This window comes from Arthrobacter sp. NPDC097144, from assembly GCF_044762205.1.
In the GTDB taxonomy this organism is placed as follows: domain Bacteria; phylum Actinomycetota; class Actinomycetes; order Actinomycetales; family Micrococcaceae; genus Arthrobacter_B.
Window position 1 is genome coordinate 67510 of record NZ_JBIWDW010000007.1, and the last position, 12055, is coordinate 79564.

A 12055-nucleotide genomic window follows, 5' to 3' on the forward strand; every position below is an offset into this window, starting at 1 on the left:
CTGCCTTTCCTTGCCGGGACCACGTCACGCTGGCACCATGAGCGATCAACAGCTGTGGATACCGGCGACTCAACACCGCAGGGCGGCACCGGCGAAGCGGGCCGCACAAATGCTTGGAGATGGTCCTCGGGCACCCTCACGGTTCCGGCTCCATTCCCAAAGCCGTTCGGCTCCCGCTCATGCCGCGGCCCTAGCCTCGGATGCTTCAACGGCGGTGATCCTGGCCACCGGATCGCAGCGGCTGCGCGATGAAGTGGCGCGGATCGCGGCGGCGGCTGGCATCACCCTCGAAGTGCTGCCGACAGCTGCCGCAGCCCTCACCCGGAATCCTGAGGTGCTGCTGCTGGGCAGCGATCTGGCGGCATCAGGGCTGCCCGGCCGCCGGCAGCACAGCCGGTTGGATCCCCGGGGCAGTGAGACCATTCTGGTGGGCACCGGGCAAGAAGCCGGCCTGTGGCAGGATGCTGCCCGGCTGGAAGCGGCCCGGGTTGCTGTGCTTCCGGATGCGTCCGCGTGGCTGGCCGAGTTTTTGAGCCGCCGCCGCAGCCACGCTTCGGGTTTTGTACTGGGCGTGATTGGCGGCAGCGGCGGGGCGGGGGCTTCCACGCTGTCCTGCTGGCTGGCACACGAAGCTGCGGAACAGGGGATGTCCACGCTTTTGGTGGACGGCGACCCCTGTGGAGGAGGGCTGGACACCAGCCTGGGAAGCAGCGAAGTTCCCGGTGTGCGCTGGCCGGATCTGGCGGATGTGCGCGGCGCCCTGAATCCCGTGCAGTTCGTGTCTGCCCTTCCCCATGTCTCCGGCTTCGCTCTGCTGTCCGGTGTTGCGGAACCGGCAGACAGCGCCGAAACAGGATACTCCGAAGAGCCCTCCGTTGATCCCAATCCGGAGAGCAGCCGGGCGGTCATGGACGCGGCGCGGGCCGCCTTCACCCTGACCATAGTGGACTGTGCATCCACCCGTTCCGGCCAGCTGCTGCTCTCCTGCGACGCGCTGCTGGTAGTAGTCCTTGGGCGGTTGCGGCCCGTTCTGGCGGCCAGGTCCCTGCACCGGAGCCTTGGAACCGGTGTCCCGAAGGCAGCCGTGATCCGTGGCCCGCTCGGTGACGGTCTGGATGACGCCCGAGCCGCAGACTCCGCTGGGTTGCCGCTGGCCGGGTATCTGCCCCATGCCCGGAATCTCGAGCATGCCGAAGCCCGCGGGTTACTGCTGGAACGTGGCCGCCGCCGGAACATCCGCAGGGTCACCGGCCAATTGGTGGGACGCCTGGCCCCTGAGCTGGCCGGGCCCGCTGCGGCAGCCGCCGAGGCCAGGTCATGAGCGGGCAGCGGGGCCGCCGCGCCTCACACGCGGTGTCCGGTGACCAAGAACCTCCCCGTGCGGGCGATGCGCCGATGGTTCGGGAGGTCCGCCGGAGAATGCTCGACGACGCCGAACCAGTGACCCCTGCGCGGCTGGCGGCAGCCGTGCACTCGAGCGGGCGGCTGCTGGGCGCCGAGGGTGCCCTGCGCGCCGTGGACCGGGTGCAGGCAGAACTGCAGGGATTGGGGCCGCTGCAGGAACTCGCGGAGCTGCCCGGCATCAGCGACATCCTGGTGAACGGCCCGGACCGGGTGTGGGTGGACAGCGGACATGGTCTGGAATTGACCGGCCTGCGGTTCGGCTCCGATTCCGAGGTCCAGTCCCTGGCCGCCCGGCTGATTGCCGCGGGCGGGCGGCGGCTGGATGACTCCAACCCCTGCGTGGATGTGCAGCTGCGCGGGTACCGGGTCCATGCTGTGCTTCGCCCGGTTTCCACCGGTTACACGCTGCTCTCCATCCGGATCCGGCGGACCGTGACCTTCACGCTGGAGGAACTCCAGGCCAGCGGGGCCGTGGACCCGGAGGCCGCTGCAGTGCTGCGCCGGATCATCGCGTCGCGCCTGAATTTCCTGATCAGCGGAGCCACCGGCACCGGAAAGACCACCCTGCTGTCCACTCTTCTGTCCCTTAGCCTGCCGCACGAGAGGCTGGTGCTCGTTGAAGATGCTGCCGAACTGGATCCGCGCCACCCCCACGTTGTGGGTTTACAGAGCAGGCACGGAAACGTGGAAGGAGCCGGCTCAGTGGACCAGGCCGAGCTGGTCCGGCAGGCGCTGCGAATGCGGCCGGACCGCCTGATTGTGGGGGAATGCCGCGGCGCCGAGGTCCGGGAACTGCTGGCCGCCATGAACACCGGCCACGACGGCGCCGGCGGCACCATCCACGCCAACTCCGCCGCCAGCGTTCCTGCCCGGCTGGCAGCCCTCGGCGCCCTCGCCGGGATGAGCAGCACCACGGTCAACCTGCAGGCGGCAAGCGCACTGGATGTGGTGATACACCTTACCCGCGGGGACTCCGGCCGCCGGATTGCAGAAATTGCCGCCGTTACCGCCGACGCGGAAGGCCGTCTGCTGGCTGTGCCGGCGCTGTTGCCCCTGTTGCCCCCGGACGCTCCCGGCCGCCATGCCCGGGGATGGGCGGCGCTGCAGGAACGCCTCGGCCGCCAGGGCCAGCCCGCGCCAGTATCTGTTCCCCCGGGCACACCTTGGCAGACCGCGGATCCTGCCGCAGTGCTGGAAAACCACGCTTCATGACCGGATTTTGGGTGGCTATCCTGCTGGGGGCGGGAGCGGCGCTGCTGCTGCCGGATTCCCGTGTGCCGGTCCAACTCTCCATGCGGCCCTTCCCCCGGTGGCCGGTCGATGCGGTGCCCGGGCGGTCACTGCAACGTCGGTTCCGCAGGCGCCGCTCCGATCCGGCCCTGCAGGATCTGCCGCTGCTGATCCATCAGCTCACCGGACTGCTGGCCGCCGGTCGGGCGCCGCACGTGCTGTGGGCAGACGCGGCCGCCCTGCAAACCATCAGCGGTCCGCAGCCTGACGGTTCGTTGGCACAACGGCTGCTGCCGGTTTTGGACGCTGCGGCGCAGGCTGCTTCGCTGGGGCTGAGTCCGGCACCGGTATTTCAGGCTGCGGCCCGGGACGGTCAACGAAGCCGCCTGGATCCGGCTCGAAGAACCGGCAGAAAAGGATCAGGACGCACCGATCCCCTGGCGGCCCTGTGGGTGGAGTTAGCGGCCTGTGTGGCAGTGTCGGAGCGCAGCGGCGCGGCTTTGGCAGGGGTGCTCGGCAGGTACGCAGCGCAGCTCGAAAGCGGCTTGGACAGTGAAGCTGCCCGCGAGACGGCGATGGCCGGGCCGCAGGCAACGGTCAGGCTGCTGACCTGGCTGCCGGCGGGCGGGCTGGGCCTTGGATACGTGTTGGGCGGGGACCCTCTGGGAGTGCTGCTGGGCAGCCCCTGGGGGTGGGTGGCAGGAGCGGCCGGTGTTGCTTTGTCGCTGATCGGCAGATTCTGGTCACGTACCCTGGTGCGTCAGGCAGCCGGCAGTTGATGGCAGGGGCTTTGGCAGCCGTCCTGCTGGCCGCAGCCTTCAGTCTGCTGTGGGGGACAGAAACGAATGCCGCGCGGCGGAATCTTCTGTCCGATAAATTCGCCGGCTCCGGCGTCCGGCCCGCGCCGGGGACAAGCCGCCTTCGGCGCGCGGGCCTTGCGGACCCTGCCGGGGCCGCTCCGGGCATCGCGGACCCTGCCCTAATGCTGGATCTGACGGCAGCCATGCTGGAGGCAGGCCAACCCCTGCTCCAAGCGCTGGGCATTCTTTCGGATGTGGTCGACCCGGGCACATCGGCATGTCTGCGGCGGGTGCAGGCCGCTTTGGAACTCGGTGCTCCCTGGGCGGCGGCCTGGGACCTGGCGGCACCGAATCCGGGTGCTGTGACAACTCCGGCAGCCGATCTGCGTGATGCCCTGAAATTCGTTGCCACCACGGGGGCACCGTCAGCCGCGGTCCTGTTGGCGGAGGCTGCCCAAATTCGCCGGCGGCGCTCCCGGGAAGCGGAACGCCGGGCGGCAGCTCTGGGGGTGCGGCTCGTGGTCCCCCTGGGGCTCTGCGCGCTGCCCGCTTTCGTGGTGTTGACGGTGGTGCCCCTGCTGCTGTCCCTCCTGCCTGCTCTTCCGTGACCCGCTCCTCCTCCACAGCCGACTTCACGCAGAGCGTTATCCGGAACCGCTGGAAAGTCGCTGTTGCCGGTGCAGGGGCCGCTGAAGAATCAAATCACCGCTTCAAGAGCGGTGCAGTTAGGAATACTCGTCACAGCAGGAGGAACCATGCCAGGTTTAATCAGATCCGCCAGAGCCGTTCAGACCGAAGGGCTGCAGGGAACCTGTGTTCCCGCAGAGGACGGCGACGGCAGGGGAAAGGGCAGCGTGACTGTCCTCTACCCGCGGACAGCCGAGAACGCCCCTCCGGGCACGCCTGTCAGCACCGCCCGCCGCCGGATGAGCTTCTGTCACCCTGAAGCGGGAATGGCCACGGCAGAATATGCCATTGCCACCTTGGCGGCAGTTGCCTTTGCAGCCCTGCTGGTTGCCGTCCTGGGCAGCGGGGAGGTGCGTTCCCTGTTGATGGGACTGATCCGCAGCGCCCTGACGTTGGGGTAACGGCGATGCGGACGGATCCGGCTCCTTCTGAACGTGGTGCGGTGACCGCCGAATTGGCGGTCGGCCTGCCCGCGGTGGCGTTGCTGCTGGCCGCAGTACTGACCGGCGTCGCGGCGGGGGCAACCCAGCTCCGCGTCGAGGAGGCAGCACGTGCTGCGGCCCGTGAAGTCATGCGCGGCAGCACTGTCGAAGCGGAAGCAGCGGCCCATCGAATCGCGGGGGACGGAGCGCGGGTAACGGTTGCGGCCGACGGCGAATGGGCCCGGGTGGAAGTAAGTTCTTCCGTCTCGGCGCCGCTGCTGGACCGGCTGCCGCTTGAGCTGACCGCAGCAGCTTCGGCACTTCCGGAGTCTCTGCCACCGGGCACATAGACGTCCAGCAGAATAACCAGCAGGAGGGAAGCTGCCATGGGGAAGGAGAAGGGCAAGGCCCTAACCGGGAAAGGAGGTGACTCCGAGCAGGGTGCGGGCACCGTCCTGATGCTGGGGACAGGTTTGCTGCTGCTGATCCTCTGCGGCACGGTCTTGCTGTTGCTGCAGAGCTCGGTGGCAGCCAGCCGGGCTGCGACCGCCGCTGATCTGGCGGCGCTGGCGGCCGCAGACGCCGTGCGGGAACTCCGGATTGGAGACCCGTGCCTGGTGGCCGGGGAGGTCGCCGGACGCAACGGGGCCGTGCTGTCCGGCTGCACGGTGGCCGCCGGTGAGAAGAGCGTGCAGGTGGAAACCCAGGTGCCGGTTCCCCTGCTGATGGGTTTTGCCGCCGGCCACGCAAGGGCAGGTCCACCGCCGTGACCCGCCGTGGCCTGGCGTCATAGACGGTGTTCCGGGGCCGGATTCAGTCAGTATGCGGGCCAGCGGAAGAAGCAGCAGGATCCAGCTGCCGGCCGGGCACGGTTTCCTTGCTGCGGGCGTTGTCCAGCAACACCTGCAGCAGGGTCACCGCACCGGATTTGGACAGCGGATTGTTCTTGTTTCCGCACTTGGGTGACTGCACGCAGGAGGGGCAGCCGCGCTCGCACTCGCAGGACCTGATGGCATCCCGGGTGGCGGTCAGCCACAGTTCAGCTGCTTCGTAGGCCCGTTCCGCGAAGCCGGCGCCGCCGGGATGGCCGTCGTACACAAAGATGGTGGGCTTCTCGGTGTCGGCGTGCAGCGCGGTGGAAACACCGCCGATGTCCCAGCGGTCGGAGGTCGCGATCAGCGGCAGCATTCCGATGGACGCATGCTCGGCTGCGTGCAGGGCGCCGGGGAAGTCAGCCGGGATCAGGCCCGCACCGGTGAGCAGGTGCTCGTCAATGACAAACCACACCGCTTTGGTGAACAGTTCCTTGGCGTCCAGCTCCAGCGGCTCTTCGCCCAGGATCTCATTGGAAATCAGGGCCTTTCGCTGGAAGGAGACAACCTGGGTGGTGACCTTGACGGTGCCGAAACAGACCTGAATTTGACCCCAGTGCGAGGTCCGTTCCGTTTCGATCACCTGGACCTGGGTGACGTCCCGGGCCTGGGTGTAGAACTCGGGGTTGCCTCGGGTGACCATGGCGCAGTGGTCGGCTTCGTTGAGTTCGTCCACGAGGAAGGTTTGCCCCTGATGCACGTAGACCGCGCCCGTATGGGCCTGATACTGGCTCTGCGGCGAGTCCATGGTGCCCAGCAGCATGCCGGTGTCCGACTCCACGATGTTGATGGGCCCGCCGCCGTCTGCCCGCAGATTCACCATCGAGGCGGCGCTTTCAGAGTGCGTCCAGAACCAGCCCGAGGGCCGCCGGCGCAGGTATCCCTGGTCCACCAGCTGATCCAGCAGTCCCGCAGCGGTGGGACCGAACAGTTCCCGTTCATCGGGAGTCAGCGGGATTTCAGCGGCTGCAGCGCAGAGGTGCGGGCCCAGCACATATGGATTGGAGGGGTCGAAGACCGTGGCTTCCACTGAGATGTCGAAGATCGCCTCCGGATGGTGCACCAGGTAGGTGTCCAGCGGATCATCGCTGGCCACAAACGCCGCCAGTGCGTCCTGACCGGAGCGGCCGGCACGGCCAATTTGCTGGAACAGGGAAGCCCGGGTGCCGGGCCAGCCGGCTACCAGCACGGCGTCGAGCCCGGATATATCAATACCCAGCTCCAGGGCGGAGGTGCTGGAAATGCCCAGCAGTTCGCCGCTGCGCAGCCGCCGTTCCAGCTCGCGCCGCTCCTCGGGCAGATACCCGGACCGGTACGCGGCCACCCGGTCCGGCAGCGAGGGGTGCACCTCGTCCAGGAGCCGCCGGGTGATGGTGGCGATGGTTTCGGCGCCGCGGCGGGACTTGATGAAGGCGATGGTCCGGACCTGGGCAGCCACCAGATTCGCCAGCAGGTCGGAGGTTTCGGCAATGACCGTCCGGCGGGAGCGTACTCCGTTCTCGCCCTTGAGCTCGGTGAGCTGCGGCTCCCAGAGTGCCACGGTGGTGGCACCGTGCGGGGAGGCATCGCGGGTGACGGCGGTGACTTCGGCGCCGATCAACCGGCCGAACGAGGAGGCCGGGTCCGCGGAGGTGGCGGAGGCACCGATGAACACCGGGTCGGCGCCGTAATAGCGGCAGATCCGGCGCAGCCTGCGCATGAGGTTGGCAACATTCGAGCCGAAGACACCGCGGTAGCTGTGGGCCTCGTCGATGATGACGTACTTGAGCCGGCGGAAGAACCGCGCCCACCAGGCATGGTTGGGCAACACGCCAAAATGCAGCATATCGGGGTTGGCCAGCACCAGGTTGGCGTGGTCCCGGATCCAGCGCCGGGCACCGGTGTCCGTGTCGCCGTCGTATGTTTCAGCACGCACGGTGGGAAGCTGCAGGGCGTTCACAGCGGAAAGCTGATCGGCCGCGAGAGCCTTGGTCGGTGCCAGATACAGGGCCACCGAACCGGTCGGCTCGAGTGTGACCCGGTCATCCAGTGCCGTGCGGTGGATTTCATCCAGCACCGGCAGCAGATACGCCAGGGATTTACCGGACGCGGTGCCGGTGGAAATAATCGTGTGCTGCCCGGAGTGGGCAGCTTCTGCTGCCTCGATCTGATGGCGCCACGGTTCGGAGACACCCACCTTGGCATAGGCCCCAACGACGTCGGGATGTGCCCAGTCCGGCCAGGGCACCGGCACGGCCTGGCGGGCAGGGATTTCGTGGACATGCACCAGCTGTTCCGGGTCGGCACCGGAGCCGAGCAGGGGAATCAGGGAATCATGTAGGGCCACTGTGCAATTCTCCCACCGGATGCCCGGGAGGCTGCAGCCGGACGCGGCCGCTCAGCTTCAGGCTGAACCCGCGCTGCCCGCGTCCCGGCAGGCCAAACATGCCGGTTCAGAGCCGCGGTTCAAACATCACCACGCTGGCCAGGTTTTCCCAGCCGAGGTAGCTGTACAGGCCCAGCCCGTCCACGGTGGCCACCAGCAGCCCGGCGTCGACGTCGTGCTCCAATGCCACCGCCGTCAGCGCGCGCATCACATAACTGCCCAGCCCGCGGCGGCGGAAATCCGGTTCGGTGACAATCCGGTCATACACCGCGTATCCCTCGACCATGGCCACGCTGCCGCGCGCCGCGGGCTCGCCGTTAAAAGTCACAGTGACAGTTCCCACTTCCCCGCTGCGGACTGTTTCAGCCTCGAACCCGTCCAGCGGGAGCGGATCTTCGATGTCCTGGCCGCTCATGTCCAGAGTCATGAACACCTCATCCACGGACCGGAGGTTCAGGCCGTAGACATGGGCCGCCCCGTCGAATTCATTCATCCGTCCGGTGACGATGGTGAAGAGGCGGCCCGGGCTCTTCCGCGCTGAAGAGGCAAGCGCCGCAAACTCGTCGTTGGAAGGCTCGAGCGCAAAGTACTCCCAGTCGTTCGTCTTGTCATGCAGGAAGGCCGCAGGGAAACGGCCCTCCTTGCGGGTTTGGTAGCCCCGGGAACGCGCCCATCCGGTGACCCAGGTTTCCAACAAATCGTCGTTCAGCACTCTCATGAATGAACACTAACGGCGCGGGCAGGTGAAGGGTATGCATGCTGATGAAATTGCAGCTCCCGCCTCGGTCTACCCTTGATGAGTGGCTTTGAACCGAATTGCTCTGTATTACGCCTTTACGCCCCTTCCCGATCCGGAGGCTGTGCGCCTGTGGCAGCGCGCCCTCTGCGAGAAGCTGGGACTGCGCGGGCGGATCCTCATCTCTCCCGACGGCATCAACGGAACCGTGGGCGGTGAGCTTGACGCCGTGAAGGCGTATGTGAAGGCGACCCGCGAGTATCCGGCGTTCAAGAAGATGGACATCAAATACTCCGAGGGCTCAGCCGATGACTTTCCCCGGCTGAGCATCAAGGTGCGCAGGGAAATTGTCAGCTTCGGCGCCCCCGGCGAACTGTTGGTGGACGAGAACGGCGTGGTGGGCGGCGGCACGCATCTGCGGCCCGAGCAGCTGCACGAGCTCGTGGAAGAGAAGAAGGCCAGCGGCGAGGAAGTGGTCTTCTTTGACGGGCGGAACGCCTTTGAGGCCCAGATCGGCAAGTTCAAGGGTGCCGTGGTTCCCGATGTTGAGACCACGCACGACTTCATTGCCGAACTGGATTCGGGCAAGTATGACGACCTCAAGGACAAGCCCGTGGTCACCTACTGCACCGGCGGCATCCGGTGCGAGGTGCTGTCCTCGCTGATGGTCAACCGCGGATTCAAAGAGGTCTACCAGATGCAGGGCGGGATTGTCCGCTATGGCGAAACCTACGGGGACAAGGGTCTTTGGGAAGGCTCCCTGTACGTGTTCGATAAACGGATGCACACGGAATTCACGCCCGACGCCGTCACGATCGGACAGTGCGTGCGTTGCCAGGCACCCACCAGCAAGTTCGAGAACTGCTCCAACCCCTCCTGCCGCAAGCTCACTCTGTACTGCGCGGACTGCGCCTCGGACCCGTCCACCCTGCGCTGCCCCGACGGCTGCCAGGAATAGGGGCGCCTGAAACATGGGGCGCGGGGCACCGCCCGCTCCGGCAGCGCCCCGGCCAGGAGAAGCGTTGACGGGTCGCTAGGCCCGCGCCGCCTCGGCATGCAGGCCCTCCGCCGCGTTGTCCGCGCTGACTTCCGCCGTGCCCAGCACGTCACGGCGGAGATACGTTCCCCTGTCCAGGACCACGGTGTCTCCCACCCGCACCTGAAACAGGGCGCCGGACTCCGTCGTCCAGATGCTTGTGGTCAGCTCATCGCCCGGGATCACCGGCGAGGCAAAGCGGACATGAAGGGATCCGAAGACGTCCGCATCCGAACCGGACACCGCTTCCAGCACGGTGCGTCCGGCAATCCCCATGGTGCACAGTCCGTGCAGGATCGGTTTCTCAAAGCCGATCAGGGCAGCCATGGCCGGATCCGAATGCAGCGGATTACGGTCCCCGTTGAGCCGGTACAGCAGGGCCTGGTCCAGGGAGGTCTTTTGCGTCCTGATGAAGTCGGCGGGGCGCCCGGGCAGCTCCCATCCGTCCCGCGGCGCCGGCTCCGAACCGAAACCGCCCTCGCCGCGAATGATCATGGACGTCACCGAGGTGGCTGCTGTTTCGCGGGTTTCGGGGTCAAGCAGATGAGTGGTGACCTCGATGACGGCGTTCTTGCCCTTGTCATAAGCCGCGCTCATGGAGCTGACCGGAATCAGGGTCCCGGACGGTTCCAGGGAGCGGTGGACGGTCACGGTCTGTCCGCCGTGCAGGATTTGGGAGAGCTTGAAGTCTCCGAGCTGGTCCATGGGCAGGGAGGAATTGCCCAGGAGGACCGCGAAAGTCGGGAGCACACTTTGCTTGACGCCGCGGGAGTTTTCCGTGGTGAAGGAGAGGTTGGCTGTTTGGTCCAGGGCTCCCGCGCCCACGCTGAGTGCATAGAGGAGTGCGTCCTTGGACTCCCAGGAGACGGGGGCGCCCTCGGAAACTTTTCCGATGTTGGAAATATGGATGGTCATGGTGTTGCCTTTCAAAAGTTCTCGGGTTGTGCGGGTTCCGGCCCGGATCCTTCACCGCCTGCGGTCAGAGCGGCGAGGACAATGATTCTTCAGCGCTGCGCACGGTGCCGCGGCGGATGTCGCGTTCACCGGCTGTCTCCGGAACCCATTGTGCGGGAGACCGGCGCAGCATCAGCGCCGCCGCGACGGACAGTGCAGCAAAAACAAACACAAAAATGAAGGCGGCACTGATGCCCTCCCGGGCAACGGCGGCGGTGGCCGGGTCCGTGTGGCTGGCCAGGATATAGGCGCCGATGGCGACGGCGGCGGACTGGCCCACGTTGCGGATCATGGTGTTGGTGCCTGCGGTTTCGGAGGTGTGGGTTGGGGGCACCACTTCAATCAGCAGGTTCGGCAGCGCGCCGTAGGCCAGCGAAATGCCGGTGCTGTTCAGGACCATGGCGATGAAGAACAGTTCTGTGCTTCCGTAGGTCAGCAGAATCATCGGGATCACCAGGGCCACTAGTGCGAGGCCGGCGATGAAGACGATGCGGGCGCCGTAGCGGAAGGCGAGTTTGCCGCCCAGGGGTGAGAACAAATAACCCACCAGCAGGGTGGAGCTGATCAGGACGCCTGCTCCGGTCGGGGAGAACCCCAGTCCGTAGCCCAGCGAGGCGGGGGCCTGCATGATCATTTGCGCGGGAACGTTGCCTCCACCCAGGGGCCCGACGGCGGCAAGCACCGTGGCGGTCATGACCAGGGCCACCTGGCGGTTCTTGAACATCCGCAGGTTCACGATCGGCGATTCCACCCGCAGCTCCCACCAGGCCCACACAGCGGCGGCGGCAACGCCAACGCTGATCAGGGCAATGAAGGAGGTGGAGGCGAAGCCGGTTTTGGAGGCACCGGAGAACCCCAGCAGAATGGCGCTCACGGCGACAGGAAGCAGGACGGCGCCCAGATAGTCCGGGCGTTCCCGGGTGGGCACCGCTGTGTCACGGGGAATCACCATGCTGATGCCGGCTGCGGCCAGGACGGACAGGACGGCTGCGAACACGAAGATCCCGTGCCAGGAGAAGGCATCAATCATGAAGCCGGCAATCAGGGCTCCGCCGGCACCGGCGATGAGTGCGGAGGCGCCCACCATGGAAATCCCCACCGGAACCCGCTTTTCCTCCAAATGCTCGCGGGCCAGGCCAAAGGCGAGCCCCAATACGGCGCCGGTGACGCCTTGGATGGCGCGGCCCAGGATGATCATGCCCAGCGAACCGCCGATCAGGGACACGAGCGAGCCGATTCCGGCGACCACCAGAACGATGATCAGAACCTTGCGGCGGCCGTACAGGTCGCCGAAGCGCCCGCCCAGGACCCCTGCGGAGGCAGAGACCAGCAGGTAGGCGGTGACCACCCAGGCGACGGTGTTGGCGTCGACCTGGAAGTCCCGAATCAGGGTGGGCAGCGTTACGTACATCATGGACAGTTCAAAGGCCGAGACAATCTCGGCCAGGACCAGAACCATGATGACCGGCGCGAAGCCGGGGCGCTTGAGCGTCCGTGCGGGGGAGGACATCTGCGTCCAGCCTTTCGGGTTGAGGGAAATAATGGGCCG

The 12055-nt window shown here is 66.7% G+C and carries 12 protein-coding genes; 8 read left to right on the top strand and 4 right to left on the bottom strand.

The annotated features are described in order from the left end of the window. The first annotated feature begins 214 nt into the window (after positions 1 to 214). The 7 genes from ssd (at position 215) to ACIQXM_RS15665 (ending at position 5313) form a co-directional block, all read left to right on the top strand. Positions 215 to 1321: a septum site-determining protein Ssd gene (gene ssd, locus ACIQXM_RS15635; RefSeq protein WP_400933107.1), complete on the top strand. Its 1107-nt coding sequence runs from the start codon at positions 215 to 217 to the stop codon at positions 1319 to 1321. Between the two features lie 74 nt (positions 1322 to 1395). Next, on the top strand, positions 1396 to 2616 hold the full coding sequence (locus ACIQXM_RS15640; RefSeq protein WP_400933308.1) for a TadA family conjugal transfer-associated ATPase: 1221 nt from the start codon (positions 1396 to 1398) through the stop codon (positions 2614 to 2616). Next, positions 2613 to 3413: a type II secretion system F family protein gene (locus ACIQXM_RS15645; RefSeq protein ID WP_400933109.1), complete on the top strand. Its 801-nt coding sequence runs from the start codon at positions 2613 to 2615 to the stop codon at positions 3411 to 3413. The genes ACIQXM_RS15640 and ACIQXM_RS15645 overlap by 4 nt, the downstream gene beginning before the upstream one ends. Continuing rightward, positions 3413 to 4042, top strand: coding sequence for a type II secretion system F family protein (locus tag ACIQXM_RS15650; RefSeq protein ID WP_400933111.1), 630 nt, complete (start codon positions 3413 to 3415; stop codon positions 4040 to 4042). Before ACIQXM_RS15645 ends, ACIQXM_RS15650 begins: the two co-directional genes overlap by 1 nt. Positions 4043 to 4189: 147 nt before the next feature. Next, complete coding sequence (locus tag ACIQXM_RS15655) at positions 4190 to 4522, top strand: DUF4244 domain-containing protein (protein ID WP_400933113.1); 333 nt, start codon at positions 4190 to 4192, stop codon at positions 4520 to 4522. 41 nt (positions 4523 to 4563) lie between these two features. Then, positions 4564 to 4893 (top strand): TadE family type IV pilus minor pilin, encoded by a 330-nt coding sequence (locus ACIQXM_RS15660; protein ID WP_400933115.1) that lies wholly within the window; start codon positions 4564 to 4566, stop codon positions 4891 to 4893. A 36-nt stretch (positions 4894 to 4929) separates the two neighbouring features. After that, a complete protein-coding gene (locus tag ACIQXM_RS15665) occupies positions 4930 to 5313 on the top strand; it encodes an Rv3654c family TadE-like protein (protein WP_400933117.1) in 384 nt (127 codons plus the stop codon). Positions 5314 to 5356: 43 nt separating this feature from the next. Here the strand turns inward: ACIQXM_RS15665 and ACIQXM_RS15670 are convergent, their stop codons facing one another. Both ACIQXM_RS15670 and ACIQXM_RS15675 read right to left on the bottom strand, forming a co-directional pair. Next, positions 5357 to 7741 carry a DEAD/DEAH box helicase gene (locus ACIQXM_RS15670; protein WP_400933119.1) on the bottom strand — a complete coding sequence of 795 codons (2385 nt, stop codon included), beginning with the start codon at positions 7739 to 7741 and terminating at the stop codon, positions 5357 to 5359. 106 nt (positions 7742 to 7847) lie between these two features. Next, positions 7848 to 8498 (bottom strand): GNAT family N-acetyltransferase, encoded by a 651-nt coding sequence (locus ACIQXM_RS15675; RefSeq protein ID WP_400933121.1) that lies wholly within the window; start codon positions 8496 to 8498, stop codon positions 7848 to 7850. An 82-nt stretch (positions 8499 to 8580) separates the two neighbouring features. Between ACIQXM_RS15675 and ACIQXM_RS15680 the strand changes: the two genes are divergently transcribed. Continuing rightward, positions 8581 to 9474: a rhodanese-related sulfurtransferase gene (locus ACIQXM_RS15680; protein ID WP_400933123.1), complete on the top strand. Its 894-nt coding sequence runs from the start codon at positions 8581 to 8583 to the stop codon at positions 9472 to 9474. Between the two features lie 75 nt (positions 9475 to 9549). Here ACIQXM_RS15680 and ACIQXM_RS15685 read toward each other — a convergent pair whose 3' ends face one another. Further along, positions 9550 to 10467 (bottom strand): MaoC/PaaZ C-terminal domain-containing protein, encoded by a 918-nt coding sequence (locus ACIQXM_RS15685; protein WP_400933125.1) that lies wholly within the window; start codon positions 10465 to 10467, stop codon positions 9550 to 9552. A gap of 64 nt (positions 10468 to 10531) precedes the next feature. Further along, a complete protein-coding gene (locus ACIQXM_RS15690; RefSeq protein WP_400933127.1) occupies positions 10532 to 12016 on the bottom strand; it encodes an MFS transporter in 1485 nt (494 codons plus the stop codon). Positions 12017 to 12055: the final 39 nt, after the last annotated feature.

Coding starts and splice junctions, on each gene's coding strand:
- ACIQXM_RS15640 (WP_400933308.1), top strand. CDS start 1,396: ATGGTTCGGGAGGTCCGCCGGAGAATGCTCGACGACGCCGAACCAGTG.
- ACIQXM_RS15645 (WP_400933109.1), top strand. CDS start 2,613: ATGACCGGATTTTGGGTGGCTATCCTGCTGGGGGCGGGAGCGGCGCTG.
- ACIQXM_RS15650 (WP_400933111.1), top strand. CDS start 3,413: ATGGCAGGGGCTTTGGCAGCCGTCCTGCTGGCCGCAGCCTTCAGTCTG.
- ACIQXM_RS15655 (WP_400933113.1), top strand. CDS start 4,190: ATGCCAGGTTTAATCAGATCCGCCAGAGCCGTTCAGACCGAAGGGCTG.
- ACIQXM_RS15665 (WP_400933117.1), top strand. CDS start 4,930: ATGGGGAAGGAGAAGGGCAAGGCCCTAACCGGGAAAGGAGGTGACTCC.
- ACIQXM_RS15675 (WP_400933121.1), bottom strand. CDS start 8,498: ATGAGAGTGCTGAACGACGATTTGTTGGAAACCTGGGTCACCGGATGG.
- ACIQXM_RS15685 (WP_400933125.1), bottom strand. CDS start 10,467: ATGACCATCCATATTTCCAACATCGGAAAAGTTTCCGAGGGCGCCCCC.
- ACIQXM_RS15690 (WP_400933127.1), bottom strand. CDS start 12,016: ATGTCCTCCCCCGCACGGACGCTCAAGCGCCCCGGCTTCGCGCCGGTC.